The organism is Streptomyces mesophilus (assembly GCF_040300965.1).
GTDB classification, from domain to species: domain Bacteria; phylum Actinomycetota; class Actinomycetes; order Streptomycetales; family Streptomycetaceae; genus Streptomyces; species Streptomyces mesophilus_A.
On record NZ_JBEPEW010000026.1, the window covers coordinates 49,747 to 75,586 of the forward strand.

A 25,840-nucleotide genomic window follows, 5' to 3' on the forward strand; every position below is an offset into this window, starting at 1 on the left:
AGCCCTCCGGCATTCGAGGCTGCCCGGCGGAAGGCCGGACACAGGCCCGGGGCCGGGCCCCGGACCGGCAAACTACGCCGCCGTAGCCATCTGTTCCCGCGGAACGAACCGCACATGCGGATGCCCACGGTGCCAGCCGAGACGCAGCCTCAGGTCACCGACCCGCGCCAGCATCAGACCGACCCCGGTCGCGGCGAGCAGGGCGACCAGACCGCCCGTGGCCATGCCCACCCGCACTCCGTACGTGTCCGTGACCCAGCCGACCAGCGGCGCGCCCACGGGCGTACCGCCGGTGAAGACCATCATGAACAGCGCCATCACCCGGCCCCGCATCAGCGGGTCGGTGGCCATCTGGATCGAGGAGTTGGCGGTCACGTTGACCGTCAGACCGAACACGCCGAGCGGCACGAGCAGCACGGCGAAGAGCCAGAACGACGGCGCCATCGCCGCCACGACCTCGAGCAGCCCGAAGATCATCGCGGCGCCGACGAGGATCCGGAGCCGCGCGGTGCCGCGGCGGGCGGCGAGCAGCGCACCGGCCAGCGAACCGGCCGCCATCAGCGAGTTGAGCAGACCGTACGTGCCGGGCCCGGCGTGGAAGACATCGTCCGCGAAGGCCGAGAGCCAGATCGGGAAGTTGAAGCCGAAGGTGCCGATGAACCCGACGAGCACGATCGGCCAGATCAGGTCGGGCCGCCCGGCCACGTACCGCAGGCCCTCCTTGAGCTGGCCCTTGCCGCGCGGAGCGATCTCGACCTTGTGCAGCTCGGAGGTGCGCATCAGCGCGAGCGAGGCCAGCGGCGCGATGAAGGACAGACCGTTGAACAGGAACGCGTAGCCGCTGCCGACCGCCGCGATCGCCACACCGGCGACGGCGGGTCCGATCAGACGCGCGGACTGGAAGTTGGCGGAGTTCAGGCTGACCGCGTTGGCGAGCTGGTCCTTGCCGACCATCTCGGAGACGAAGGTCTGCCGCGCGGGGTTGTCGACGACGGTGACCAGACCCATCAGGAAGGCCGTCAGATAGACGTGCCACACCTGGACGTGTCCGGTGAGGGTCAGGGTCGCGAGCGCCAGGCCGGTGAGGCCCATCGCGGACTGGGTGAAGAAGAGCAGGGGCCGTTTCGGCAGCCGGTCCACGAGGACACCGCCGTACAGGCCGAACAGGAGCATGGGCAGGAACTGCAGTGCCGTGGTGATACCGACGGCCATGGCAGAGCCGGTGAGGCTGAGCACCAGCCAGTCCTGGGCGATGCGCTGCATCCAGGTGCCGGTGTTCGAGACGACCTGTCCGGTGAAGAAGAGCCGGTAGTTACGGATCTTCAGCGAGGAGAAGGTCGAGGGCTTTCTGGTACGTGCGGTGGAGTCGTGGGCGGTCGGTGCGGGGGCGGAGTCTGCTCCGGATCCCGTACTCAAAAGGGCTCGCCTCCTCGGCGGTCGGTGTTCTGCGTCTGTGGCGCGCTGTGCTGCGGGTTACCCACGTGCGCGCGGTCAAAGGTGCGCGAGCTTCTCCAGTACGGGGGCGGCGGCGCGCAGTTTCGCCCACTCGTCCTCGTCGAGCTCGTCGGCGAGCGAAGCCAGCCAGGCGTTCCGCTTGCGGCGGCTCTGCTCGAGCATGGCCTCGGCCTGCTCGGTCTGGCTGACCACCTTCTGCCGGCGGTCCTCGGGGTGCGGCTCCAGCTTGACCAGACCCTTGGCTTCGAGCAGCGCCACGATGCGGGTCATCGACGGCGGCTGGACGTGCTCCTTGCGGGCGAGCTCGCCGGGGGTGGCCGAGCCGCAGCGGGCGAGGGTGCCGAGCACCGACATCTCGGTGGGGCTCAGCGACTCGTCCACACGCTGGTGCTTGAGCCGGCGCCCGAGCCGCATCACGGCGGAGCGCAGGGAGTTCACGGCGGCGGCATCGTCGCCATGGGAAAGGTCAGGCATGTAGTTAGAGTAACTCATTACCCTGACTAAGGAAACCGCTTAACGGCTCACGCGCCTCAAGAGTTCCTCAAGATTTCTAAGCCGTCCACAAGGGAAGATCACCCATATGGGTGAGCCGATCGCGGAAAGTGACGCGAAAACGGAGTGCTGCCGTGGACGCTGGAGCGCATGGGGACCAGCGTGCTCAGCCTGCGTATAGACGGAGAGCTGCTCGACCGACTCCGTCACCATGCCGGCATAAGGGGAATGAACGTCCAGGACTATGTGATCCGCGCCCTCGTGCGGAACGACTTCGACGAACGCTTCAAGGCGGCCGTCGAGGAGACACAGCGGTTCTACGAGGACAGTGAGACGACGGGGCCCGGGCTGCCAACAGGAAGCCCGGGACACGTCAGAGGTGCTGCTAACCGGGGTTCCGGGGGCTCCTATTCGTCGCCCCCGGCAACTCAGGTCAGCCCGAGCGCCGGCATCAGGTAGTAGAAGGCGAACACGGCGGCCACCGCGTACATCGCCGCCGGCACCTCGCGGCCGCGGCCCGCGGCCAGGCGCAGCACCGTGAAGGCGATGAAGCCGATGCCGATGCCGTTCGTGATCGAGTAGGTGAACGGCATCATCATCATGGTCAGGAACGCCGGGATCGCGATCGTGTAGTCCTTCCAGTCGATCGCGGTGATCGAGCCGGACAGGATCAGGAAGCCCACCGCGAGCAGCGCGGGCGTCGCGGCCTGCGAGGGGACCATGAGGGCCAGCGGCGTCAGGAACAGCGACAGCGTGAACAGGCCGCCGGTGACGATGTTCGCCAGACCCGTGCGCGCGCCTTCGCCGACACCTGCCGTGGACTCCACGAAGCAGGTGGTGGCCGAGGAGGAGCTGGCGCCGCCCGCGGCGACGGCGAGACCGTCGACGAGCAGCACCTTGTTGATGCCGGGCATCTGACCGTCGGCGTCGACCAGCTTGGCCTCGTCGGCGACGCCCATGATCGTGCCCATCGCGTCGAAGAAGCACGAGAGCAGCACGGTGAAGACGAAGAGGACACCGGTGAGGATGCCGACCTTCTCGAAGCCGCCGAACAGGCTGACCTGACCGATCAGACCGAAGTCCGGGGACGCGACCGGGTTGCCCGGCCACTCGGGGGTCGTCAGACCCCAGCTGGGGATGTCGGCGATCGCGTTGATGATCATCGCGGCGACCGTCATCACGACGATCGAGATCAGGATCGCGCCGGGCACCTTGCGCACGATCAGCGAGAGCGTGAGCAGCGCGCCGATCACGAAGACCAGGACGGGCCAGCCGTTGAGGTGGCCGTCGGAGCCGAGCTGCAGCGGGACCGTGGTGTGGGCGGCGTCCGGGATACGGGAGACGAAGCCGGCGTCGACCAGGCCGATCAGCATGATGAAGAGGCCGATACCGATCGCGATGCCCTTGCGCAGGCCGAGCGGCACCGCGTTCATCACGCGCTCCCGCAGCCCGGTCGCGACGAGCAGCATCACGATGAAACCGGCGAGCACGACCATGCCCATCGCGTCCGGCCAGCTCATCCGGGGCGCGAGCTGCAGCGCGACCACGGTGTTGACGCCGAGGCCCGCGGCGAGCGCGATCGGGACGTTGCCGATCACGCCCATGAGCAGGGTGGTGAATGCGGCGGTGAGGGCGGTCGCGGTGACCAGCTGGGCATTGTCCAGCTGGTTGCCGTACATGTCCTTCGCGCTGCCGAGGATGATCGGGTTCAGCACGATGATGTAGGCCATCGCGAAGAAGGTCGCGAAGCCTCCGCGGACCTCGCGCGCGACGGTCGAGCCGCGCGCGGAGATCTTGAAGAAGCGGTCGAGGCCGTTGCTCGGATACGGCGGGGGCTTCGGGGAGTCGACCGGGGCGGGGGCCGAGGAGGACATGCGTGACCTTCGCGGAGGAGGGAGTGTCGGTGTCGCTCTCCGGCCAATTTCCGTCCGCTTCTCGATCGATTCGTGCGATCCAACGAAAGAAACTGGCCATATCAGAGCTGTTTCAGTATGAATAAACAGCCCTTAAAAAGCCATCTACGCGCGTAACCGCAAGCGTGGGGCGGGCGCGAGGGCCCGGCCGTCCAGCGCCTAAGCTGGGCGCATGGCGAAGTGGACCCCCAAGCACGAGGCGCCGGAGCCCCTGGAGGGCCCGATCGTCGCCACCATCACCGGCGGCACGATCCTTTGGTTCGTCCTCTTCCTGGTGCAGGTCCCCTTCTACGGCTGGTTCGACGACCGCGATCTGACCTGGTGGGTGTGGACCTGCCTGGCCGGCGCCGGACTCGGCCTCATCGGGATCTGGTACGTGCGGGGGCGCGACGCCGCGCTCAAGCGGCACGCGGCCGAAGAGGCCGCCGCGCAGAACGCCGCGCAGTCCGGCGCACAGACCGCCGCGCCCGCCGCCGAAGGGACCGCCGAGCAGGCCGCCGACGGCAGGCAGACACCGGCCGAAGGTGCCGGCGCGTAGTACTCAGGTCGGATCTTCCGGGCCCGTACCCCTGAATCCCGTGCCCTCGACGGGAAAGAGCCTCCCCGGCCCCGTACCGTCTGACTCATGACGCAGCGGGCACAGCTAGACACGGACGGACCCGAGCCGGGGGGCAGGCCACCGACGATCGACGCAGGGGCCGAGCTCGACCCGGTGCACCCGGTCCCGCCTCCCGAGGCGGCGCCCGACCGGGCCCGCGGTCTGACCACCGCCGAGGTCGCCGAGCGGGTGGCGCGCGGCGAGATCAACGACGTGCCGGTGCGCAGCAGCCGGTCGCTCGGCGAGATCGTCCGCGGCAATGTGTTCACGCGGTTCAACGCGATCATCGGCGTGCTCTGGTTCATCATGCTGTTCGTCGCACCGATCCAGGACAGCCTCTTCGGCTTCGTGATCATCGCGAACACCGGCATCGGCATCATCCAGGAGTGGCGCGCCAAGAAGACCCTGGACAGCCTCGCGGTGATCGGCGAGGCCAAGCCGACCGTACGGCGTGACGGCATCGCGGCCGAGGTCTCGACCTCCGAGATCGTGCTCGGGGACCTGATCGAGATCGGGCCCGGAGACAAGATCGTGGTCGACGGCGAGGTGGTCGAGGCCGACGGTCTGGAGATCGACGAGTCGCTGCTCACCGGTGAGGCCGACCCGGTTCTGAAGAAGCCCGGCGACCAGGTGATGTCGGGGTCGTTCGTGGTCGCGGGCGGCGGCGCGTTCACCGCGACGAAGGTGGGCCGCGAGGCGTACGCGGCGCAGCTCGCGGAGGAGGCCTCGCGCTTCACGCTCGTCCACTCCGAACTGCGCTCCGGTATCTCCACGATCCTCAAGTACGTGACGTGGCTGATGATCCCGACCTCGATCGGTCTGGTGATCTCGCAACTGGTCGTCAAGGACGACGACTTGAAGCAGTCCATCGCGTACACGGTGGGCGGCATCGTCCCGATGATCCCCGAGGGTCTCGTCCTGCTGACCTCCGTGGCCTTCGCGATCGGCGTGATCCGGCTGGGCCGCAAGCAGTGCCTGGTGCAGGAGCTGCCCGCGATCGAGGGCCTGGCCCGTGTGGACACGGTCTGCCTGGACAAGACGGGCACGCTGACCGAGGGCGGCATGGACGTCAAGGCGCTGCGGATGCTGAACGGCGCGGACGAGACGTACGTACGCAAGGTCCTCGGCGCGCTCGGCGAATCCGACCCGCGGCCGAACGCCTCGCTCAAGGCGATCATCGACGCCTACCCGGACAGCGAGGACTGGCGCTGCACCGAGTCGCTGCCCTTCTCCTCGGCCCGCAAGTACAGCGGCGCGAGCTTCAGCGAGGGCAACGGCGAGAGCTCGACATGGCTGCTCGGCGCCCCCGATGTCCTGCTGCCCGCCGACGATCCGTCGCTCGCGGACATCGAGGAGCTCAACAAGCAGGGCCTGCGCGTCCTGCTGCTCGCCCGCAGCGAGGCGAGCGAGCTGGACGACCCGGCGGTCGCCACGGGCGCCCGCGCCACGGCCCTTGTCGTCCTGGAGCAGCGTCTGCGCCCCGACGCGGCCGACACTCTGCGCTACTTCGAGGAGCAGGACGTCGCCGCGAAGGTCATCTCCGGTGACAACGCGGTCTCGGTCGGCGCGGTGGCCGGCAAGCTCGACCTGCCGGGCGCCGAGAACACGGTCGACGCCCGCACCCTGCCGAAGGACCAGGCCGAGATGGCCCAGGTCCTCGACGAGAACGCGGTGTTCGGCCGGGTCACCCCGCAGCAGAAGCGGGACATGGTCGGCGCACTGCAGTCCAAGGGCCACACGGTCGCGATGACGGGCGACGGCGTCAACGACGTCCTCGCGCTCAAGGACGCGGACATCGGCGTCTCGATGGGCTCGGGTTCGGAGGCCACGCGCGCGGTCGCGCAGATCGTCCTGCTCAACAACAGCTTCGCGACGCTGCCTTCGGTGGTCGCCGAGGGCCGGCGCGTGATCGGCAACATCACGCGGGTCGCGACCCTCTTCCTCGTGAAGACCGTCTACTCGGTGCTCCTTGCCCTCCTCGTGGTCTGCACGCAGGTCGAGTACCTCTTCCTGCCCCGCCACCTGACGCTGCTCTCCACGCTGACGATCGGCGTCCCGGCCTTCTTCCTCGCGCTCGCGCCCAACAAGGAGCGCGCGAAGCCGCACTTCGTGAAACGGGTCATGCGGTACGCGATCCCGGGCGGCGTGATCGCGGGCACGGCCACGTTCGTCACGTACGTCCTGGCGCGCAGCCACTACTCGGGTGCGGGCGCGCGCGAGGCGGAGACCAGCGCGGCGACGCTCTGCCTCTTCCTCGTCGCCATCTGGGTCCTGGCGATCATCGCCCGCCCCTACACCTGGTGGCGGCTGCTCCTGATCGGCACGATGGGCTTCGGCTTCATGCTGGTCATGGTCGTCCCCTGGCTCCAGGACTTCTTCCAGCTCAAGCTCGCGGGCACGACGATGCCGTGGGCGGCGGTGGCGATCGCGGCGGTGGCGGCGGCGGGGATCGAGTTCGCGTTCCGGTGGGTGGACCGGAAGTTCCCGGCGTAGTCCCTACGGACAAGAAGGAGCCCGGCCCCTCACCGATTCGGTGAGGGGCCGGGCTCTTTGCCGCGCACAGCCGGCTGTACGGCAGGAGGTGTCAGCGCACGTCGACGAAGTCACCCGCGGTCTTGACGGCCGGGGTGGTCGACGTACCCGCGAAGTTCCAGCGCCAGTAGCCGTCCACGGAGGCCGTGACGGTGGTGCTCAGCTTGCGGGACGTGGCGGAGGACTTGACCGTCTTCACGGTGGTGTACGTGGAGCTGGTCTTCTTGCGGAACTGGAGCTGCACGGGCTGGCTGCTGTAGCCCGCGTACGCGCCCGTGTCCCAGTTGGCGCGGGTCAGATCACCGGTGACGGTGATCGTCCTGCCCTTGCGCACCGGCTCGGGCGACGCGTTGACGGTGAGCTTGGAGAAGCGCTGGAGCTTGGTGGTGGCGACCTGGTCCTTCTCGGACACACCGACCTGGCTCTGGTCGAAGTCCGGGTCCGCGGGGTCCTGGCCGTTGAAGTCGACGGCGTAGACAACGGCCTTCCAGCCGGTGGCGTCGGCGTTCCACAGCTCGACGGCCGGGAGGATGTCGATCCGGGCCGTGCAGGCCGCGACCGTGGCGGACTTGGCCGTGCAGACTCCCCAGTCATCGCCCGTGAGGACGTTCTCGGGGTTGTCGTACGTCCCCCGGTAGATGTCGAGGGCGGAGACGAAGTCGTCCTTGGTGACATCGAGGCCGGCGGCGTGGGTCATCGTGTAGGTGACCGGGACGCTGACCTTGTTGCTGATGCCGGCGACGATCGGCTTGCCGTTGTTGATCTTCACGCCGGAGAAGGTGATGCCGAGGTCGTACGGCAGGCCGTCGGCGGCAGCCCGCAGCGAGGCCTTGGAGCCCTGGGCGTGGCGCGCTTCGCGCACCTGCTCCACGGCGGAGCGGGTGGAGTCGCCCTCCGCCTGGGCCGCGGCCGGTACGAGGAAGGCGGAAAGGGCCAGGGCGCCGGTCAAGGCGGCCGCAGTGGCGCGCTTACGCATAGTGGTTCCCCCACATGTACAGATGGGCTCGCTGACCTGCAGCGGAGCCCAAATCGATCTCCGAGTCCGTTGACTCGGAGATCAGACATCCGACCGTGGGGAAAGGTTGTACAGAAGTTGTGTACGTGTCGCGTGCGACAGGAGATGCCGCTAGTCGAACCACCGGTCCCGCGCCAGCTCCTCCGTGCGCGACGGGTCCTCCAGGAGCGCCGCCACCTCGAAGCGCCGGGGCCACTGGCCCGCCGCCCAGGCGAGGCCCGCCGCCACCCCCTCCAGGGTCGCCGCGTGCACCGTGCCGTCGGCGGCCCGGTGCCAGTCGACCTCGAGGCCGTCGACCAGGAGTTCCTCGTATTCGCGGTACGTGGCCGGGGTGGACGGGCCGAGCAGGGTACGGACGGAATCAGGGACCTCGTGGGTCGCGCCCTCCCCCGTGACCGTGCCGGTGAGCGCCGAGCTGAGGCGCCGTACCTGGAACAGCTCCGCCAGATCCGCGGCCCGCGCGGGCGCGACCGGGAGCAGCGGGCGGTCCTCCGCGAACGGCAGGAGGTCGGGGGCGTCCGCGACCAGCGCGTCCGCCGCGTCCACGACCCTCACCTCGCCGTCCACCACCGCCCGCAGCTCGTCGGGGAGGGTGACCTGCTCCGGGTCGAGCAGCGCCAACGCGCCGTACAGCGCGTGGAGTTGAGCCGATCCGACGGGAAGTGACAGGTCGGCCAGGCGGTCGAGCAGTTCCGCCGCGCCGCCCGGCTCGTCGAGCAGCGAGGCGACGGAGGTCCGTACGCCGAGGGCGCGCAGGACCTGTTCGTCCTCGAAGCCGCTCGCGTCCGCCTCCTCGTAGAGGCCGGCAAGGAGGGGATCGCCGCCGGCCGCGCGCAGACCGGCCGGGCGGCGCCCGTCGAGCACGGGGTGGCCGCGCAGCCACCAGGCCGTGTACGGGCGGACCGTCTCCGTGGTCCCGTCGGGCAGCAGGATGCGCACCCGCTGGGTGAGCGCGTCCCGCAGCGGCGGCTGGGCGAGCAGGGCGAGCGCCTGGGGCCAGCGTTCGTCGTCGACGAGGTCGAGGTCCCGTACGGCGACGAGCTCCGTGGCCACCGGCGGCACGGGGGTTTCGGGCAGTGCGTCGAGGAGGTCCTCGCACCACACGTCCACCGCGTCGAGCAGTCCGGCGTCGTCGGGCTCGGCGAAGTCGCCCTCGCGCGGCTCCAGTTCATCGGGGTCGAGGACGACATCCGCCGCCCGTACGAGCGCGAAGTTCGCGAGCACGCCGCAGGCGGTCAGCGGCTGCTCGCCCCAGCGCTCGGCCAGGTCGGCGTCGACCTCGCCCAGTTCGCCGGGGCGGATCACGGAGGCGAAGGGGCTGCCGGGCAGGACGAGTTCACCGGCGGGGGCGAGCTCACCCTCGTCGTCGGGGAGCGCGAGCGCGCCCAGCCAGGGCTCGTCGCCGGGCGCGAGGGCGGCGTCGCGGGCGAGCCCGAGCACGATGTCCGCCAACTCGTCCGCGCCCAGAGCGTCTTCGTCCCACATGTCCCCGAGCCCGCCGTCGAGCGAGCCCGCGACCGCGGCCCTGACCTGCGGTGTGCGCAGCACGGCACGCGGTGTCGCGGGCAGCGCGCCCAGCTTCTCCAGGAGCGCGTGCGCGGCGTCGGGGTGGGTGACCTTGAGTCCCAGGCGCGCCAACTGGGAGGCGTCGGAGGGGGTTTCGGCGGAGGGGAGCAGGACCTGGCGGGGTCCGATGGTGGTGCGCCCGTCGGCGAGCGGCACGGGGAGTCCGGTCAGCCGGTCCGGGTCCACGCCGGCCAGGGACTCGTAAAGCCGCCACCACCAGCCGGCCTCGCGCTCCAGACCGGCGAGCCGGTCGATGGCGTCCTGCAGCGGCACGCGGGCGACGCCGAGGGTGCGCAGTTCGGCGCGGCGCTCCAGGCCCGCGGGCAGCAACGTCGGCAGTACCTCGGCGAGCACCCGTACCGTCTCGGCGCCTGCGCCCTCGACGACCTCGGCCTCGAACGGGCGCAGGGCAACGGGGAGTTCGTCGCTGTCGCTGCCGTCAGTGCCGTAGGAGCCGTCGCTGCCGTCAGTGCCGTAGGAGCCGCCCGTGAGCGCGGGCGGCAGGAAGGCAGTGCGCGGAAGCAGCTTGAGGATCGCGCCGCGCAGTGCGCCGTCCAGCTCGCCCTTGCCCAGCGGTCCCGGCACGAGGTCGATCAGACCGGCCGACACCGGACGCCACGCTCCGAGCAGTTCGGCGTACGCGGCGGCCGCGCGGCCCACGAGGAAGTCGGTGAGCGGTCCCGGGGCGACGTGCCGGCGGGTCGTGTCGAGCGGGAAGGAGGCGATGAGCAGGGCCGGTACGCCGAGCGGTTCGTCGCTCGGGGTCGGCGCGTGCACGACCGGGGCGGTGCGCGGGCGTTCGGGCGCGCCGTCGGAGTCGACCGGGACGGCCCAGGTCACGGACCAGTGGGGGCGCAGCCGCTCCTCGACGGGCCGGTCCTCGAGGAGCGCGGCGTCGGTGGGACCGTGCTGTGCGGTGGTGCGCCAGCGGGTGGTGCCGTCGCGGGTGTCGTCGATCCGGGTCAGGCCGCCGTCCTCCGGATGGCGGGTGATCGTCCGTACGCCCGCGGCGGTCTCGATCACGACCTCGGCGAGACCGGAGAGCGTGAGCAGCAGGGAGGCGTCCACGGCGTCGAGCAGCTGCTGGGCGAGCGCGGTCGCGGCGCCGTCGCGCAGCGGCAGCACGACGACGGTGTCGTATGGCCCGGGGGCCTCGCCCTCGGCCGGAAGAGGCAGGCGCAGCAGGGGCACATGGCCCTCGCGGCGCCGCAACTCGTCGGCCAGTTCCGGGTGCCCGGCCGCCGTCTCCTGTGCGAGGGTCCGGGCCTCGGCGAGCGACCAGCGCACGCCGCCCATGCGTCCGAGCACGGCGGGCTCGTCGGATACGGCGAGCACGGCGGCGAACCCGACACCGAAGCGGCCCACCGCGGCTGCGGCTCCCTCGGGGGTGGCCTCGCGCTTGGCGCTCGCGCGCAGGGTGCTGAGGGATTCGACACCGGCGGTGTCGAGGGGTGCGCCGGTGTTGGCGGCGGCGAGCACGCCGTCCTTGAGCGTCAGCCGCAGCCGGCCCTGCCTGCCCTGGCGGGCGGCGGCGTCGGCGGCGTTCTGGGCCAGCTCCACGATGAGGCGGTCGCGGTAGCCGCCGAGGGCGAGGTCCTCTTCGGCGTTGGCGTCCTCACGGAACCGGGCGGCCGAGGCGGACCAGGCGTCGAGCACTCCTCTGCGCAGCCTCGCGGTGCCGAAGGGGTCCTGCCCTTCTTGTGCGGGCTGCACGGGCTTGCTCGTCACGGTGGGGCCTTTCGTCCGGGGTGCGGCTGGGCTCGGTGACGGTACCGCCTACGGACGGGCTCTTCTCCCCGCCCTGCCCCTTCCGAAACGGGAACCGCGCCCCTGACTCCCCGGACCTACGAGTGGCCGAGATCCTCCGCGGCTCCGGCGCCCACCGAAACGGACCCCGAATCCGCGGCGGGACGCAGCGGCATCGGATCCACCTGGAACTCGTCGACCACCGGCTGCGAGGGCACCGGCGGCTTGGGCATGACGGCCGCCTCCGAGTGCCCGCCGCACCCGTACGACAGGGAGACGACGTGCCCGTCGGCGGGACCGAACTCGTTGGCGCAGACGCCGAACGCCTGCCCGAGCGAGCCGCCGAGCCGGACCAGGAAGCCGCAGGACACGCAGGAGGCCGGGGCCGCCTGCGCCATCGGGGTCTTCGCGCCGAAGGAGTCCTCCCAGCGGTCGGCCGCCACGTGCAGTCCGTACCGGGAGAGCACGCGCGCACGGCGCATGCCCAGCTCCTCTGCCACGGACACGATCGACCCGCGCAGCGGCGCGGCCGGCAGCGAGGACGGCGGTCCGTCGGTGACCTCGGCGTCCTCCGCCTCGACCAGGTCCGCCAGCTCGCCCGAGACCCGCTCGGCCATCTCCTCGGAGACCACCGAGTTCGGCGGCGGTGTGTCCTCGCCGGTGAACCCGGGCTCCAGGCGCAGATCGTCGGCCTCGGTCGGGAGCAGATCGCCCGGGCCCATGTCGCCGGGCCGAAGCCGCTCGCTCCACGGCACCCACTCGGGCGCGAGGAGGGCGTCCGTGCCGGGAAGCAGCACCGTTTCGCTGAGGGTGACGAACTTCGCGCGGGAGGCGCGGGCGACCGTCACCGCCCAGCGCCAGCCCCGGTAGCCCGGTTCCTTGCATTCGAAGAAGTGGGTGACCACCCGGTCGCCTTCGGCGACGGCGGAGACATGCTCTCCGACGACTCCGGGGTAGGCGGCCTCCTCGGCGGCCTCCCTCGCGAGGTCGACGGCCTCGGCACACAGGCGGTCGGGGGTGCGGCTTCGCGTTGTCGCTGCGCTCACAGGTATCGCTTCTCTCCTACGCCTTGTCCTCGGGTGCGCCACAGCCCGGCGACGGGGCGGACGGAGCGGACCGAAGGGCCGCGTCGACGTCCGCGCCCGGTCACTCTCGGGCGCACCTACGCAACCCATTCTGCGGGATCGCGAAGAGGCGCGCGGCCAAGACCAACCGCCGCAGGCGCGCTACGCACGCTACCCCCTCCGGACGCCGAGGCCCACATGGCATCGGCAGCCGGGTCGGCGAAGGGCCGTCCGATGCGTACGGGACGGCTCGTCCGACACGTGTCGGACGGACGGTGCGTCAGGCCCATCACCGCCCGTACGAAGCGGCCATGGCTTTCCCGCAGGGCGGGGTGAGGGCCGGGCGCGTTGGGGCACTATGACGTGGTGACCATCTCGGGCTCACGTGTGTCGGGCGATGCGGTGCGCAGGGCGGGCCGGGCCGCGGGCCGCGTCCTGAGCGCGCCCTTCTCGAAAACGGGACGCGGGATCCGCAAGGTCACCAGTGCGCACGGCGCGGGCGAGTCAGGGCTCGGCAAGCTGATCGAACTGCACGCCGTGAACAGCGCCGGCGACATGCTGGTCACCGTCGCCCTGGCCTCCACGGTCTTCTTCTCCGTGCCGACGGACGAGGCACGCGGGCGCGTCGCGCTCTACCTCGCCATCACGATGGCCCCGTTCACCCTGCTTGCCCCGGTGATCGGCCCGCTCCTGGACCGCCTCCCGCACGGCCGCCGCGCCGCGATGGCCGCCGCGATGCTGGCCCGGGCGCTGCTCTCGCTGATGCTGGCGGGCGCGGTGGTGACGGGAAGTCTGCAGCTGTATCCGGCGGCGCTCGGCGTGCTCGTGGCGTCCAAGGCGTACGGCGTGGTCAGAAGTGCCGTGGTGCCCCGGCTGCTTCCGCCCCGGTTCTCGCTGGTGAAGGCGAACTCGCGGGTGACCCTCGGCGGTCTGCTCGCGACCGGGCTCGCGGCGCCCCTCGGCGCCGGGCTGCATCAGCTCGGGCCGCGCTTTCCGCTGTACGCCGCCTTCTCCCTCTTCGTCGTCGGGACGTTCCTCTCCTTCACGCTGCCGCACAAGGTCGACTCCTCGAAGGGCGAGGACAAGGCGCTGCTCGCCGCCGATGAGTCCCATCTGCACCGCGAGCACGGCAAGAAGCCGGGCCTGCGGACGGTCGGGGCGGGGGTCACGCACGGGCTCGCGGCCAATGCGGGGCTGCGCTGTCTGTCCGGGTTCCTGATCTTCTTCCTCGCGTTCCTGCTGCGCGAGGACCCCTTCCCGGGGCAGAGCGCCGCCGTCTCGCTCGGCATGGTCGCGGTCGCGGCCGGCGTCGGGAACGCCCTGGGCACGGCGGTCGGTGCCGCGCTGCGCGGCCGGGCGCCGGAGCTCATCATCGTGACGATGGTGGCCGCGGCCACGGGCGTCGCGATCACCGCGGCCGTGTTCTTCGGTGCCCCGCTGGTCGCCGCGCTCGGCGCGGTCGCGGGTGCGGCCCAGGCGCTCGCCAAGCTCGCGCTCGACGCGATGATCCAGCGCGATGTCCCGGAGCAGGTGCGCAACTCGGCCTTCGCCCGCTCCGAGACCCTGCTCCAGATGGCCTGGGTGGTGGGCGGCGCGATCGGGATCGTCCTGCCGCTGCACGGGGTGCTCGGCTTCGCGGTGGCGGCGGCGATCGTCGGCGCGGCCTGGCTTCTGACGGTACGGGGGCTCCTCGGCGCCGCCCGCCACGGGTCCGCCCACTCACGGGTGGCGTGAGGCCGCGCACCGGGTGGCGTGAGGATCGCCACGCCGTACCCACCTGGCCGTACGCACCGAGGTGCCCGATAGCCTTCGGCCATGACCTCCCTGCGCTTCTCCGCCAAGAGCCGCCGCGTCGCGGCCACCCTTGGCGCTGTTTCGGCCGGCCTGCTCGTGCTCTCCGCGTGCGAGAAGCCGAGCCCCGTCGCGACCGTCACCTTCGGCAGCGACTCGGTGTCGACCGACGCGACCTGCTACGAGCACAGCAAGAGCCTCGGCATGAAGGAAGCCGCGGCCTGCGCCCTCAAGAAGTCCGACAAGACCATCAAGGTCAGCACGGGCGAGACGCTGCGCGTGGGCGTCGACCCCAAGGTCGCCGAGACGGGCTGGGCGCTGTGGATCAACGGCCAGCAGGCCACGAACCCGTACAAGAAGACGTACTTCTCCTTCGAGGGCATCGACCTGTTCGCCCCGCAGCAGGGTCAGCCCGCGCCGAAGACCCTCTACGTGAGCGTCGTCGAGCAGGACGAGCAGGGCAAGGACGTCAAGGGCGTCTGGAACTTCAAGCTCGAGAACGCCGACGCGTAAGAGCCTGACCGTGAAGCAGACGGCGATGCGCGTCCTGGTCGTGACCGCGGTGCCGGCGGAGGCGGAAGCCGTCGCCGCCGGCGCGCCCGGACTCGACGTGATCGCCGCGGGCGTCGGCCCCGCGGCCGCCGCTGCCGCCACGGCCCGTGAGCTGACCGCCGCCGCACTCGGCGGACGGCCCTACGGGCTTGTGGTCTCGGCCGGGATCGGCGGCGGCTTCCCGGCCGTCGCACCGGTCGGTGCGCTTGCCGTCTCCGACGCGATCGTCGCCGCCGACCTGGGCGCCGAGACCGCCGAAGGCTTCGTGCCCGTCACCGAGCTCGGCTTCGGCACGGTCCGCCACGAGCCGCCCGCCTCCCTCGTACGGGAGCTCGCGGCCGTCACCGGCGCACGTACCGGGACCGTGCTCACCGTCTCGACGGTCACCGGGTCCGCGGCCCGTGCCGAGGAGCTGGCCGCGCGCCACCCCGGGGCGCTGATCGAGGCGATGGAGGGTTTCGGGGTCGCCGAGGCCGCCGTGGCGCAGGGCATCCCGGTCGTGGAGATACGCGCCGTCTCCAACCCCGTGGGCCCGCGCGACCGTTCCGCCTGGCGGATCGGGGACGCGCTGAAGGCACTGACCGAGGGATTCGGGAAGTCGGCGCCGGTACTGGAGAGTTGGAACCCACATGACTGAGCAGCCGCAGCAGGCCTCCGAGCCGCTGAAGATCGCCTACTCCCCCTGCCCGAACGACACCTTCGTCTTCCACGCCTGGGCCCACGGCATGGTCCCCGGCGCCCCGGAGCTCGACGTCACGTTCGCGGACATCGACATCACCAACGGCATGGCCGAGCGCGGCGAGTTCGACATCCTCAAGGTCTCGTACGCCGTACTGCCGTACGTGCTCGACGAGTACGCGCTGCTGCCGTGCGGCGGTGCGCTGGGGCGTGGCTGCGGGCCGCTGGTGCTCACGCGGGAGCCGGGTGTCGACCTCACCGGCAGGACGGTCGCCGTGCCGAGCGAGAAGTCGACCGCGTATCTGCTGTTCCGGCTGTGGGCCGCGGACACCCTGAAGGACGGCGGTGTCGGCGAGATCGTCGTGCTGCCGTTCCACGAGATCATGCCCGCCGTTCGCGACGGCCGGGTCGACGCCGGCCTCGTCATCCACGAGGCGCGCTTCACGTATCAGAACTACGGCCTGCACTGCCTGGCCGACATGGGCGTGCACTGGGAGCAGACCACCGGGCTGCCGATCCCGCTCGGCGCGATCATCGTGAAGCGCTCGCTGGGCGAGGAGACGCTCAAGTCGCTCGCGGACGCGGCCCGTTCGTCGGTCCGGATGGCCTGGGACGATCCGGAGGCCTCACGCGCGTACGTACTGGAGCACGCGCAGGAGATGGATCCGGCGGTCGCCGATCAGCACATCGGGCTCTACGTCAACGAGTTCACCGCGGACCTCGGCGAGGACGGGCACGCGGCGATCCGCGGACTGCTCACACGCGCCGCGGCCGAGGGGCTCGTTCCGCCCCTCGGCCGCGATGCGCTGAGTCTCGTCTAGCCCGTCGTACGTCTCAGACGTCCAGCTGGTCCGCCACCGCCCGCAGCATCCCGGCGATCTTCGCGCCGTGCGCCTTGTCGGGGTAACGGCCGCGCTCCAGCTGCTGCGTGACGTTCTCGAGCAGCGTCGTCAGGTCCTGCACGATCGACGCCAGCTCATCGGGCTTGCGGCGGGTGGCCGCGGCGACCGACGGGGTCGGGTCGAGCAGGGTCACGGAAAGGGCCTGGTCTCCGCGCTGTCCGGCGACCACGCCGAACTCCACGCGCTGGCCGGGCTTCAGGGCGTCGACTCCGGCAGGCAGCACGGAAGAGTGAACGAAGACGTCGCCGCCGTCATCGCGGGAGAGGAAGCCGAAGCCCTTCTCGCTGTTGAACCACTTGACCTTGCCGGTAGGCATGCCTGTCCGCCCTCGTCCTCTTACTCTCGCCCGCATGAAACGGATCCGGATAGCACTGCGGCGGGCCGTGTGACCCGCCGACACCAAGACTATGGGCAACCGCGCGCCTGACAACCCTGCTTTACGCAGCACCCGACGGCCCCTGTCCGCAGGGAACTACCCTGGTCGGGTGAGCAACACACCTTCCGGGCCCGGCGACCGGCTCGTACGCATCGGTGCCATCGTCTTCCTCATCGGGACGGTGGCCACTTTGGCCACAGTCGCCCCTTTGTTCCTGGGTACGGATCCGTTCCCGCCGGTCGCGTATGCCGTCTGCATGCTGATGGGTGTGGGGTTCGCGATCGCCGGTGCGGGTGTCCTGAAATCGATCGCGGTGCAGCGCCGTCAGGCGCGCGCGGTCGCCGAGTAGGACGCCAGCCAGGCCGGGAACGCGGTCAGGTCGGGCAGTACCACGTCGGCGCCCTCCGCGCGCAGCTCCTCCGCCGAGCAGGGGCCGGTCGGCACGACCACCGAGAGCGCGCCCGCCGTGCGCGCGCCCCGGACGTCGCCCAGGTGGTCGCCCACGTACACCGAGGCGCCGTACTCCTCGAGCGCCTCGGCCTTGGCCTCCGCCCAGAGCCAGCCGATCACCGCGTCCGGTTCGATGCCGAGGTGCTCGAGGTGGAGCTTGGCGTTGGGCTCGTGCTTGGCCGTGACGACGATCGCGCGGCCGCCCGCGGCGCGGACCGCGGCGACGGCCTCACGGGCGCCCGGCATCGCGGGGGTCGGGGCGATGGCGTATGTGGGGTACATCTCACGGTAGCGATCGGCGACCGCGGGGATCTCGTTCGCCGGGAACCAGTGCGCGAGCTCCTGGTCGAGCGGCGGACCGAGCCGGGTGACCGCGAGATCGGCGTCGATGGGCACGCCCGTCTCGGCGGAGAGCGCCTCGTAGCAGGCCTTGATCCCGGGCCGTGAGTCGATCAGGGTCATGTCGAGGTCGAAGCCGACGGTCAGCGGCGAAGGGTTCTCAAGGCGCATGTTCGAGGTCATGCGGCCATTGTTGCCGGACGGCCGGGACGGCCGGGGTGACGGGTGGGGGCAGCAGGACGGGCCGGGGTGACGGGTGGGGCGGCGTCCTAGACTTAGGGGAACCTGAGCTCCGACGATCACGCGGCATCACGCCCGTACCGCAGAAAAGGGTCCGATGCCGACCGCCGCCCCCGCCTCCACGGCGCACCGCACGTTCGCGGTCAGACGTCTCGCCCTGACCGGGGCGGCGCTCGTCGCGCTGCTCCTCGCCGTCCTGCTCTCGCTCGCCGTCGGCGCCCGGGCCATCGCCCCCTCCGCCGTCCTCGACGCCCTCTTCAACGGCGGGCACAGCGACGCCGCCGAGGTCGTACGGGAGTTGCGGGTGCCGCGCACGATGATCGGCCTGATGGTCGGCGCCGCGCTCGCCCTGGCCGGGACCGCGCTTCAGGGCATCACGCGCAATCCGATCGCCGACCCCGGGATCCTCGGGATCAGCCAGGGCGCCTCGGTCGCGGTGGTGATCGCCATCGCGTACGCGGGGATCCACACGCTCACCGGATACGTCTGGTTCGCGTTCGCGGGCGCGGGGATCGCCTCGGTCGCCGTGTACGCGATCGCGTCCAGCGGGCGCGGTGGTGCGACGCCGGTGAAGCTCGCGCTCGGGGGTGCGGCGATCAACGCGCTGCTCGTGTCGGTGACGATGGCGGTGCTCACCACCAAGGCGTCGGCGCTCGACGAGTTCCGGTTCTGGCAGGTCGGGTCGATCGCCGGGCGCGGGTCCGATGTGGTCGGCCAGGTGTGGCCGTTCCTGCTCGTCGGGGTGGTGCTCGTCTTCTCGGTGGCCCGCGGTCTGGACGCGCTCGCGCTCGGCGAGGACGTCGCCAAGGGGCTCGGGCAGCGGGTCGCGACGGTACGGATCGTGGGCGGGGTCGGGGCGACCGTGCTGACCGGGGTCGGGGTCGCGGCGGCCGGGCCGATCGCGTTCATCGGGCTCGCGGTGCCGCATATCGCCCGGGCGGTCGTGGGCTCGGACCACCGCTGGGTGCTGCCGATGGCGGCGCTGATCGGGCCCGTGATGCTGCTCGTGTCGGATGTGATCGGGCGGGTGGTCTTCCCGCCGTCGGAGGTGCCGGCGGGTGTGATGACCGCGTTGATCGGGGTGCCGTTCCTGGTGGCGCTCGTGCGGCGGAAGACGGTGGCGGCGTGAGTGAGGTCATGGACCGTGTGCCGGCCTCGCCTTCCATGCGGCCCGCTGGTTACGGCGTCCTGCGGGCCGGACCGGCCCGCTTCCTGGTGCACCGGCGTGCGGTGGCCGTCGCGTCGGTGCTGCTCGTGCTCCTGGCCGCGTGCTGTGTCGCGTACCTCTGTGTCGGCGAGTCCTTCGTCTCTCCGGCCGAGGTGGTGAAGGTGCTGCTCGGGCAGTCCTCGCCGGATGAACTGGTCGTCGAGGAGCTGCGGTTGCCGCGCCTGGTCGTGGGTCTGCTCGTGGGCCTGGCCTTCGGTGTCGCGGGCGCGCTGATCCAGACCGTGGCCCGCAATCCGCTCGCGAGCCCCGACGTGATCGGCATCAGCCAGGGCGCGAGCGCGCTCACGGTGGCCTCGATGACGCTCGGCGTCACCTCGTACGGCGTGCTGCCGTATCTGTCGGTGGCCGGTGGGCTGCTCGCCGCCGCGCTCGTCTATCTCTTCGCGTGGCGGGGCGGGTTGCACGCGACACGCTTCGTCCTGATCGGCATCGGCTTCGCGATCGCGCTGCGCTCGATCACCACGCTCTTCATGACGAAGGGCGACTATCTCGTCGCCCAGCAGGCGCAGATCTGGATGACGGGCTCCCTCAACGGCCGCGGCTGGCCCGAGGCCGAGGTGCTCGCACCGATCCTGCTGGTGCTCGTCCCGGCGCTCGCGTGGGCCGCGCGGGCCCAGCGCACGGTGTCGCTCGACGACGACACCGCGACCGCTCTGGGGGTGCGGCTCGGGCGCGTACGGCTCGGTCTGGTCGCGCTCGGTGTGGTGCTCGCGGCCGTGGCGACGGGCGCCGCCGGGCCGGTGGACTTCGTGGCGCTGCTCGCTCCGCAGATCGCCCGCCGGATGACCCGTACCGCGCAGATCCCGCTGCTGAGCAGCGCGTTGACGGGCGCGGTGATCGTGGTCCTCGCGGATCTGCTCGCGCGCCGGCTCTTCTCGCCGACCGAACTGCCCGTGGGCGTACTGACCGCCGCGGTCGGCGCCCCGTACCTGATCTGGCTGATCGTCCGCAGCCGCACCGTCGGAGGAACGTCGTGATCACCCTGATCGCCCTGAACGCCCGTGGAGGAACCTCGTGAGCCGGCTCAGCACCCAGGCGCTCACGCTCGCCTACGAGGACCGCACGGTCGTCGAGGAGCTCGACCTCGCGGTCCCCGACGGCGAGGTCACGGTGATCGTCGGACCGAACGCCTGCGGCAAGTCGACGACGCTGCGGGCCCTCGGGCGGCTCCTGAAGCCCAAGTCGGGCTCGGTGCTCCTGGACGGCGCGGAGCTGGCGAAGCTGCCCACCAAGCGCATCGCCCAGCAGATCGGCCTGCTTCCGCAGACGCCGGTCGCTCCCGAGGCGATCACGGTCGCCGATCTGGTCTCACGCGGCCGCCAGCCGCATCAGCACTGGTGGCAGCAGTGGTCCGACGAGGACGAGCGGGCCGTGTCGGAGGCGATGGCCCGCACCGACGTCGCCGACCTCGCGGAACGCTCCGTGGACGAGCTCTCCGGCGGCCAGCGCCAGCGGGTGTGGATCGCGATGGCGCTCGCCCAGGAGACGGAACTGCTGCTCCTCGACGAGCCGACCACGTATCTGGACATCTCCCACCAGGTGGAAGTCCTGGATCTGGTCCGCCAGTTGAACCATGACAAGGGCCGCACGGTCGTGGTCGTCCTGCACGACCTCAACCAGGCCGCGCGCTACGCCGACCACCTGGTGGCCATGAAGGCGGGCCGCGTGGTCGCCGCCGGACCTCCGTCGGAGGTCGTCACGGCCCCGCTCGTACGGGAGGTCTTCGGCCTGGACTGCGTGGTCGTCCCGGACCCGGTGACGGGGTCACCGCTGGTGGTGCCGGGGGCGCCCTGGAAGGCGGCGTAGGGCCGGGCTCAGCCTCACGGAAGGCGGCGTAGGGCCAGGTTCAGCCTCACGGAAGGCGGCGTAGGGCTGGGGCTCAGTCCTCCGCCAGCTCCGCCACCCCGGTGATGCGGTGCAGCGGATACGTGCGGACCTCGTCCGCCGTGTGGTCGTAGCCCGTCACGAAGCCGCCCTCGACGCGGACCGGTGCGATCACGCGCTGGCTCGCGGCGCCCTCCGCGTTCACGTAACCGATCCACAGCGCGTCGCCCGTCATCACCGCCGCCTGCATCGTGGCGAGCGTCTCCGCCGCGGTCGTACGCGGGAGTTGACCGTTGTCCGCCGCGGCCGGGGCCGGCTTGCGGGGGGTCGTCGAGGCGAGGTCTCCCGCGCGGATCGCCCGGACCGCCGCGCCCAGCAGCGTGGCGTCCGGGGACGGCGGGCCGTCCGGTACCGGTTCGGGTGCCGTGCGGGGCGGGGTGCGGTGGGAGTGGGCGCGGGTGATCAGGACGTCGCCGTCGGCCGATTCGGCGGCCGGTGCGAAGCCCATCGAGCGCAGGCCTTCGAGCAGCGTGCCCGGGTCGGCCTGCGCGGCGAGGACCGTCGGGGCGAGGCGGCGGAGTCTGAGGCCCTGGGAGCGTTTGTCGGCGAGGATCTCGCCGAGTACGGACTCGTCGTCGCAGCGGACGTAGGCGGAGGCGGCGCCGATCCTCAAGTGACCGTGCTTACGGGCCACATCGTCGATCAGATACGACAGCGGCTGCGGCACCGGCGTACGGCTGTGGGCCGTGAGGAAGGCCTGGAGGTCCGAGGCGGACTTGCCCGCGTCGAGCGCACGGCGGACCGAACCGGCCGTGAACCGGTAGACCGTCGCACCGCCCTTGGACTCCACGTCCGCGAGGACGTTGAGCATGTCGGCGAGCGGGCGCTCGAGCGGGCCGGGGGCCACGGCCGTGAGGTCGGCCTGGAGCAGTACGTGGTCGAGCGGGTCGGGCAGCAGTGGTGTGAGCCCCGCCTGGACGAGGGAGGCGTCCTCGGCGAGCAGCGCACGGCCGTGCGAGGAGAGCGCGCCACGCCCCGTGACGCCCAGCAACTCGGCCTCCGTGAGCGTCCATTGGGCCAGCCGCGAACGCAGATCGTCCTGACCCGCGGCGCCCCGCAACGGGCGCTCCCAGCGCAGCCGTTCCAGGACGGCCGCCTGCGTCGGCGCCCCGCCCTCCGGCAGCGCGGCGAGCAGGTCGAGGACCCGGCGGCGCACCTCGGGGGCGGCCGAGCGGTCCAGGTGCGGACCGAGGACGGAGAGCACCCGGTCCTTGGAGTCCCGCGAGCCCGCCACACCCGCGGTACGGGTCGCCACCAGCCAGGCCGATGCCAGCACGCTCCAGCGCTCGGCGGCGGGCCGCTCCAGCCATTCGTCGTACGCGGGGGTCGCCGCGTACCGTTCGTCGGCCGCGCCGTCGGAGGCCACCAGGCCCGCCGCGTAGGCGAGTTCGACCCAGAACGCCGCGACCGGTTCGGAGACATCCAGGGCGACCGCGGTGCGCTTGAGGTCGCGCACGCTCAGGCCGCCGGCCCGCAGCACCGTCGGGCCGCCCTCGTCCCAGTCCTTGAGCAGTTCCTCGACGGTCGCGAGCGCCGTGTACGCCTGCCCGGCGGCCGTCGCGTCGACCACCCGCCCGCTGTGCGTCGATGCCGCCTCGACCGCCGGCGGCAGCGGCCTCGGCTCGCGATGGGCGCGCCCGCCGCGCAGATGCAGCGCCGCCTCGCGCGGCAGCACGACCGTGCCGGGCGCGGTGGGCAGCAGCAGTCCGCGGTCGAGCAGCCAGCGCACATGGGCCGCGGGCTGTGCGGTGACCTGCCCGTACGGCGGCCCCCACGTCAGCCGGCCGAGGACTTCGAGGGCCTCCATGGGAGCCTCGTCGAGCAGCGCGCTCATCCTCGTACGGTCGCGGAAGAGATCCGTCAGAGAAGTGACCGCCGACACCGGATCGTGGGTCGCCGGCAGGCCCGCCGCCGTGAGCAGCTGCTGCACCCGGCCCGGCGACATCCCCGCCGTCGTCTCGCCGACGGTCGGACCGAGGCCGGTCGGCGAGGGATGGCCGGGGCTCGGCGCGAGCAGCTCACGCGCCGTGCGCACCAGGCGGAGACGGTCGTCGCCGCCCCATACGACGGCCTGTTCGCGCAGGGTCCCCAGGGCTGTGGGCAGCGCGCTCTCGATGTCCGCGCGATGCTCGCCGTCCCCCGTGAGCAGCGCCTTGAGCTGGTCGTACGTGGCAGGGTCCGGGGCGACCGCCAGCGCTTCGGCGGTCTGCAGCGCGAAGGTGTCGAGCCGCTCGAGGGCCCGGACCACCGAGGCACGGGTGCCGGCCCTGGTCGCGAGCTGGGTCAGGTCGTTGGGCACCGGATTGAGCAGATCGGCGCGCGCCCGCAGCAAGGCGCCGAGCGACGCGTCGTCGCGCTGCCTCAGCTCTTCGGCCAGGGTCCGCGGGGTGGCTCCGGCCGTGCTCTCGGTACTCATCCGACCCACGGTAGTGGGTACGGGGTGGCTCCGGCCGTGCTCGCCGCCCTGAGGCCCGGTGAACAATCCCCGCCGGCGCCGGTGACCGGCCAGGGGCCCTCACCGGCCCACGGAGTCCAGCGCGGCGAGTTCCTCCTCGGACAACCGCAGGGAGCCGGCGGCCACGTTCTCGGCGAGGTGGTCCGGATCGCCGGTGCCGGGGATGGCGAGGACGTGGGCGCCTTGGTGAAGCGTCCACGCCAGCCGGATCTGTGCCGCGCTCGCCTGCCGGGCGCGGGCGACGGCGTGCACCTCGGCGCTGTCGCCGGCGCTCGCTCCGGACTCGCGGGCGGTGCCGGCGATCGAGTAGAACGGCACGAAGGCGATGCCCTGTTCACCGCAGAGATCCACCAGCTCCTTCTCCTGTGGTGAGGCGCCGATGCCGTACATGTTCTGGACGCAGACCACGGGCGCGATGGCCTGGGCCTCCGCGAGCTGGTGGCGGTGGATGTTGGACAGGCCCAGGTGCCGGATGAGGCCGGCCTCGCGCAACTCGGCGAGTGCGCCGAAGCGTTCGGCGATCGAGTCCGTGCCGACGATACGGAGGTTCACCACATCGAGGTGGTCGCGGCCGAGCTGGCGCAGGTTCTCCTCGACCTGTCCGCGCAGCTGCTCGGGCGTGGCGTGCGGCAGCCACCGGCCGGAGGGGTCGCGGCCGGGGCCGACCTTGGTGGCGATGACGAGGTCGTCGGGGTAGGGGGCGAGCGCCCGGTTGATCAACTCGTTGGCGCTGCGCAGGGCGGAGAAGTAGAACGCGGCGGTGTCCAGGTGGTTCACGCCGAGCTCCACCGCGCGGCGCAGCACGGCGAGCGCCTGGTCGCGGTCACGCGGGGCCGCGCCTGGTGCGAACGCCCCGCCGGTCTGGGGCAGGCGCATCGTGCCGAAGCCGATCCGGTTGACCGTGAGGTCGCCGAGCTTCCAGGTACCCGCTGCCGCGGCGTCGATCATCGGTGAGGTCATGGCGCGATGGTGTCCGCCCGGTAGGCTGGCCCGCCATTGATTCACGTATCCCTGAATCGATCGGGAACTATCGGGATCTTCGAGAACCATCCGGGGGCGGGGCGGTCGTCTTGGCAGAGCTGGCGTTCTCGGCGAGCGATCTGGCGCAGGTGCGGTTCGCCGTCTCGCCGATGTGGGAGGTGACGCCCGGCTTCCGGCTGCTGCGCTCCGGCGCGGTACATCCGCCGCACCGCTCCTGGGTCGAACAGGTGCGGCCGCGCCTGGAGGCGGCCGGGCTGCATCGCGGCTGGCTCGGCGAGCTGATCCCGCCCACCGGTTACGTCCCCGACTTCCTCAACCCCGCCCCCGCCGGGCCCTCCCCCGCCCCGGAGACGGAGTGGGCGGCGATACGGGCCTCGTCCGCCGGCCGGGTACGCGAGGACCTGGACCATCTGGCCCGTCACCAGGGCGGTCTCGGCCCCCGGCTGCGCCTGCTGTACGCCGATCCTCCGGCCCGCCTTGCGAAGGTCACGGACGAGCTCGAGGCGTACTGGGAGCTGGCGTTGGCCCCGTACTGGGCGAGGGTCCGGGCCGTACTCGAAGCCGACGTCTTCCACCGGGCCCGTACGGTCGCCGAGCACGGCGCGCGCCGTCTCTTCAACGACCTGCACCCTTCGCTGACTTGGAGCCCCGGAGAGCTGCGGCTCGCCGGCAGCAAGCAGCCGCTGACCCGCGAGTCGGCGGGCAACGGGCTGCTGTTGATCCCTTCGGTGTTCACCGGACCCAGGCTGCGCACCCGCGTCACGCGGCCCGACCCGCCGCAGATCTCCTATCCGGCGCGCGGCGCCGGCACGCTGTGGCAGGCGCGGCGCGCCACCCGGGCGGATGCCCTCGCCGCGGTGTTCGGCCGCTCACGGGCCCTGCTCCTGACCGAGTTGGAGGCTCCGGCCTCCACGACACAGCTGGCCCTGCGCACCGGACTGTCTCCGGCCGGGGTCTCCCAGTGCCTCACCGCCCTGCGCGACGCCGGCCTGGTCAGCGCGCACCGTGCGGGGCGCTCCGTCCTCTACGCGCGCACCGCCGCGGCCGAGACCGTTCTGAATGCCGCGTCCGCCTGACACTTGGCCGCTTCCGCCCGGACCGCGCGGTACCGTCGAAGCTCCGGATTGCCGCAAGAGGGCTGATCCGGAGGGGACTTGGCCCTACGTGGAGGGCCCGGTTCCGGAAGGTGGCGGGTCCCGGGCGCGGTGGTTCCGGGGAGTGGCGACAGGGGTGTTCGGTGGCGATCGAGAGCGATCAGCTCGTCTTCGACTATCTGAGCCGGGTCGGCGACCTGGCCCAGCAGCGACAGCTGTCCTCCAACGCCCGGATGCGCCTGGTCACCGAGTTGCGCGCGGAGATCGAGAAGCGGCGGGGCCGGGCCATCGGCGGCGAGTCCCCCGCGTCGGTGCGCCGGATGCTCGACCGGATCGGCGCGCCCGAGGATCTGGTGGACAAGGCGGCGGCCGGCGAGGGTCTCGACCTGCCGCCGGACGTGGAGATGCCGAGCCAGCGGACGCGTATACGGCGCTTCGGCGGGCGGACGGCACCGGCCGGCGGCTCGTCCCCGGCGCCCGACGAGTCCG

At 71.8% G+C, this 25,840-nt stretch carries 22 protein-coding genes and 1 pseudogene; 13 read left to right on the top strand and 10 right to left on the bottom strand.

The window, feature by feature from the left end; all coding sequences use genetic code 11:
• Nucleotides 1–72 precede the first annotated feature (72 nt).
• Both ABT367_RS12740 and ABT367_RS12745 read right to left on the bottom strand, forming a co-directional pair.
• Nucleotides 73–1,416 (bottom strand): MFS transporter, encoded by a 1,344-nt coding sequence (locus tag ABT367_RS12740; protein ID WP_352252463.1) that lies wholly within the window; start codon nt 1,414–1,416, stop codon nt 73–75.
• A gap of 75 nt (nt 1,417–1,491) precedes the next feature.
• Nucleotides 1,492–1,929: a MarR family winged helix-turn-helix transcriptional regulator gene (locus ABT367_RS12745; protein ID WP_052579289.1), complete on the bottom strand. Its 438-nt coding sequence runs from the start codon at nt 1,927–1,929 to the stop codon at nt 1,492–1,494.
• A gap of 168 nt (nt 1,930–2,097) precedes the next feature.
• Between ABT367_RS12745 and ABT367_RS12750 the strand changes: the two genes are divergently transcribed.
• The gene (locus tag ABT367_RS12750; RefSeq protein ID WP_352252465.1) at nt 2,098–2,406 is read left to right on the top strand and encodes a hypothetical protein; all 309 of its coding nucleotides are present in this window, start codon (nt 2,098–2,100) and stop codon (nt 2,404–2,406) included.
• Here ABT367_RS12750 and ABT367_RS12755 read toward each other — a convergent pair.
• The gene (locus tag ABT367_RS12755) at nt 2,376–3,821 is read right to left on the bottom strand and encodes an NCS2 family permease (protein WP_352252467.1); all 1,446 of its coding nucleotides are present in this window, start codon (nt 3,819–3,821) and stop codon (nt 2,376–2,378) included. The genes ABT367_RS12750 and ABT367_RS12755 overlap by 31 nt on opposite strands.
• 211 nt (nt 3,822–4,032) lie before the next feature.
• Here ABT367_RS12755 and ABT367_RS12760 point away from each other — a divergent pair, with 211 nt between their 5' ends.
• A complete protein-coding gene (locus ABT367_RS12760; RefSeq protein ID WP_352252469.1) occupies nt 4,033–4,398 on the top strand; it encodes a DUF2530 domain-containing protein in 366 nt (121 codons plus the stop codon).
• Between the two features lie 87 nt (nt 4,399–4,485).
• On the top strand, nt 4,486–6,951 hold the full coding sequence (locus ABT367_RS12765; protein WP_352252471.1) for a cation-translocating P-type ATPase: 2,466 nt from the start codon (nt 4,486–4,488) through the stop codon (nt 6,949–6,951).
• Between the two features lie 91 nt (nt 6,952–7,042).
• Here the strand turns inward: ABT367_RS12765 and ABT367_RS12770 are convergent, their stop codons facing one another.
• The 3 genes from ABT367_RS12770 to ABT367_RS12780 all read right to left on the bottom strand — a co-directional run bounded on the left by ABT367_RS12770 (nt 7,043) and on the right by ABT367_RS12780 (nt 12,363).
• Entirely contained in the window at nt 7,043–7,966 is a 924-nt protein-coding gene (locus tag ABT367_RS12770; RefSeq protein ID WP_352252473.1) for a hypothetical protein, read from the bottom strand.
• Between the two features lie 150 nt (nt 7,967–8,116).
• The gene (locus tag ABT367_RS12775) at nt 8,117–11,299 is read right to left on the bottom strand and encodes a sacsin N-terminal ATP-binding-like domain-containing protein (RefSeq protein WP_352252475.1); all 3,183 of its coding nucleotides are present in this window, start codon (nt 11,297–11,299) and stop codon (nt 8,117–8,119) included.
• 116 nt (nt 11,300–11,415) lie between these two features.
• The gene (locus tag ABT367_RS12780; RefSeq protein WP_352252477.1) at nt 11,416–12,363 is read right to left on the bottom strand and encodes a DUF3027 domain-containing protein; all 948 of its coding nucleotides are present in this window, start codon (nt 12,361–12,363) and stop codon (nt 11,416–11,418) included.
• 390 nt (nt 12,364–12,753) lie between these two features.
• On the opposite strand from ABT367_RS12780, the gene ABT367_RS12785 reads away from it, so the two are divergent.
• The 4 genes from ABT367_RS12785 to ABT367_RS12800 all read left to right on the top strand — a co-directional run bounded on the left by ABT367_RS12785 (nt 12,754) and on the right by ABT367_RS12800 (nt 16,223).
• Nucleotides 12,754–14,115, top strand: a complete 1,362-nt coding sequence (locus ABT367_RS12785; protein ID WP_434975455.1) for an MFS transporter — start codon at nt 12,754–12,756, stop codon at nt 14,113–14,115.
• A gap of 81 nt (nt 14,116–14,196) precedes the next feature.
• Nucleotides 14,197–14,685: a hypothetical protein gene (locus ABT367_RS12790; protein WP_165335369.1), complete on the top strand. Its 489-nt coding sequence runs from the start codon at nt 14,197–14,199 to the stop codon at nt 14,683–14,685.
• A gap of 25 nt (nt 14,686–14,710) precedes the next feature.
• Nucleotides 14,711–15,361: a futalosine hydrolase gene (locus tag ABT367_RS12795; protein WP_352252499.1), complete on the top strand. Its 651-nt coding sequence runs from the start codon at nt 14,711–14,713 to the stop codon at nt 15,359–15,361.
• Nucleotides 15,354–16,223 (top strand): 1,4-dihydroxy-6-naphthoate synthase, encoded by an 870-nt coding sequence (locus ABT367_RS12800; RefSeq protein ID WP_352252479.1) that lies wholly within the window; start codon nt 15,354–15,356, stop codon nt 16,221–16,223. The genes ABT367_RS12795 and ABT367_RS12800 overlap by 8 nt, the downstream gene beginning before the upstream one ends.
• Nucleotides 16,224–16,236: 13 nt before the next feature.
• On the opposite strand, the gene ABT367_RS12805 is transcribed toward ABT367_RS12800, so the two are convergent.
• Entirely contained in the window at nt 16,237–16,620 is a 384-nt protein-coding gene (locus ABT367_RS12805) for a cold-shock protein (RefSeq protein WP_052579279.1), read from the bottom strand.
• 169 nt (nt 16,621–16,789) lie between these two features.
• Between ABT367_RS12805 and ABT367_RS12810 the strand changes: the two genes are divergently transcribed.
• Nucleotides 16,790–17,029: a hypothetical protein gene (locus tag ABT367_RS12810; protein ID WP_165336323.1), complete on the top strand. Its 240-nt coding sequence runs from the start codon at nt 16,790–16,792 to the stop codon at nt 17,027–17,029.
• Here ABT367_RS12810 and ABT367_RS12815 read toward each other — a convergent pair.
• Nucleotides 17,005–17,652 (bottom strand): HAD family hydrolase, encoded by a 648-nt coding sequence (locus tag ABT367_RS12815; protein WP_352252481.1) that lies wholly within the window; start codon nt 17,650–17,652, stop codon nt 17,005–17,007. The genes ABT367_RS12810 and ABT367_RS12815 overlap by 25 nt on opposite strands.
• 154 nt (nt 17,653–17,806) lie before the next feature.
• On the opposite strand from ABT367_RS12815, the gene ABT367_RS12820 reads away from it, so the two are divergent.
• The 3 genes from ABT367_RS12820 to ABT367_RS12830 are packed head-to-tail and all read left to right on the top strand — an operon-like array spanning nt 17,807 to nt 20,743.
• A complete protein-coding gene (locus ABT367_RS12820; RefSeq protein WP_352252483.1) occupies nt 17,807–18,838 on the top strand; it encodes a FecCD family ABC transporter permease in 1,032 nt (343 codons plus the stop codon).
• 35 nt (nt 18,839–18,873) lie between these two features.
• Nucleotides 18,874–19,914 carry a FecCD family ABC transporter permease gene (locus ABT367_RS12825; protein WP_352252500.1) on the top strand — a complete coding sequence of 347 codons (1,041 nt, stop codon included), beginning with the start codon at nt 18,874–18,876 and terminating at the stop codon, nt 19,912–19,914.
• Nucleotides 19,915–19,951: 37 nt separating this feature from the next.
• Complete coding sequence (locus ABT367_RS12830) at nt 19,952–20,743, top strand: ABC transporter ATP-binding protein (RefSeq protein WP_352252485.1); 792 nt, start codon at nt 19,952–19,954, stop codon at nt 20,741–20,743.
• Nucleotides 20,744–20,816: 73 nt separating this feature from the next.
• Here the strand turns inward: ABT367_RS12830 and ABT367_RS12835 are convergent, their stop codons facing one another.
• Nucleotides 20,817–23,237 carry a helicase C-terminal domain-containing protein gene (locus tag ABT367_RS12835; protein ID WP_352252487.1) on the bottom strand — a complete coding sequence of 807 codons (2,421 nt, stop codon included), beginning with the start codon at nt 23,235–23,237 and terminating at the stop codon, nt 20,817–20,819.
• A 99-nt stretch (nt 23,238–23,336) separates the two neighbouring features.
• Nucleotides 23,337–24,236 (bottom strand): oxidoreductase, encoded by a 900-nt coding sequence (locus tag ABT367_RS12840; RefSeq protein WP_352252489.1) that lies wholly within the window; start codon nt 24,234–24,236, stop codon nt 23,337–23,339.
• Between the two features lie 119 nt (nt 24,237–24,355).
• Between ABT367_RS12840 and ABT367_RS12845 the strand changes: the two genes are divergently transcribed.
• A complete protein-coding gene (locus ABT367_RS12845; protein ID WP_352252502.1) occupies nt 24,356–25,333 on the top strand; it encodes an ArsR/SmtB family transcription factor in 978 nt (325 codons plus the stop codon).
• Between the two features lie 161 nt (nt 25,334–25,494).
• Nucleotides 25,495–25,840: pseudogene (locus ABT367_RS12850) on the top strand (hypothetical protein); the annotation flags it as partial.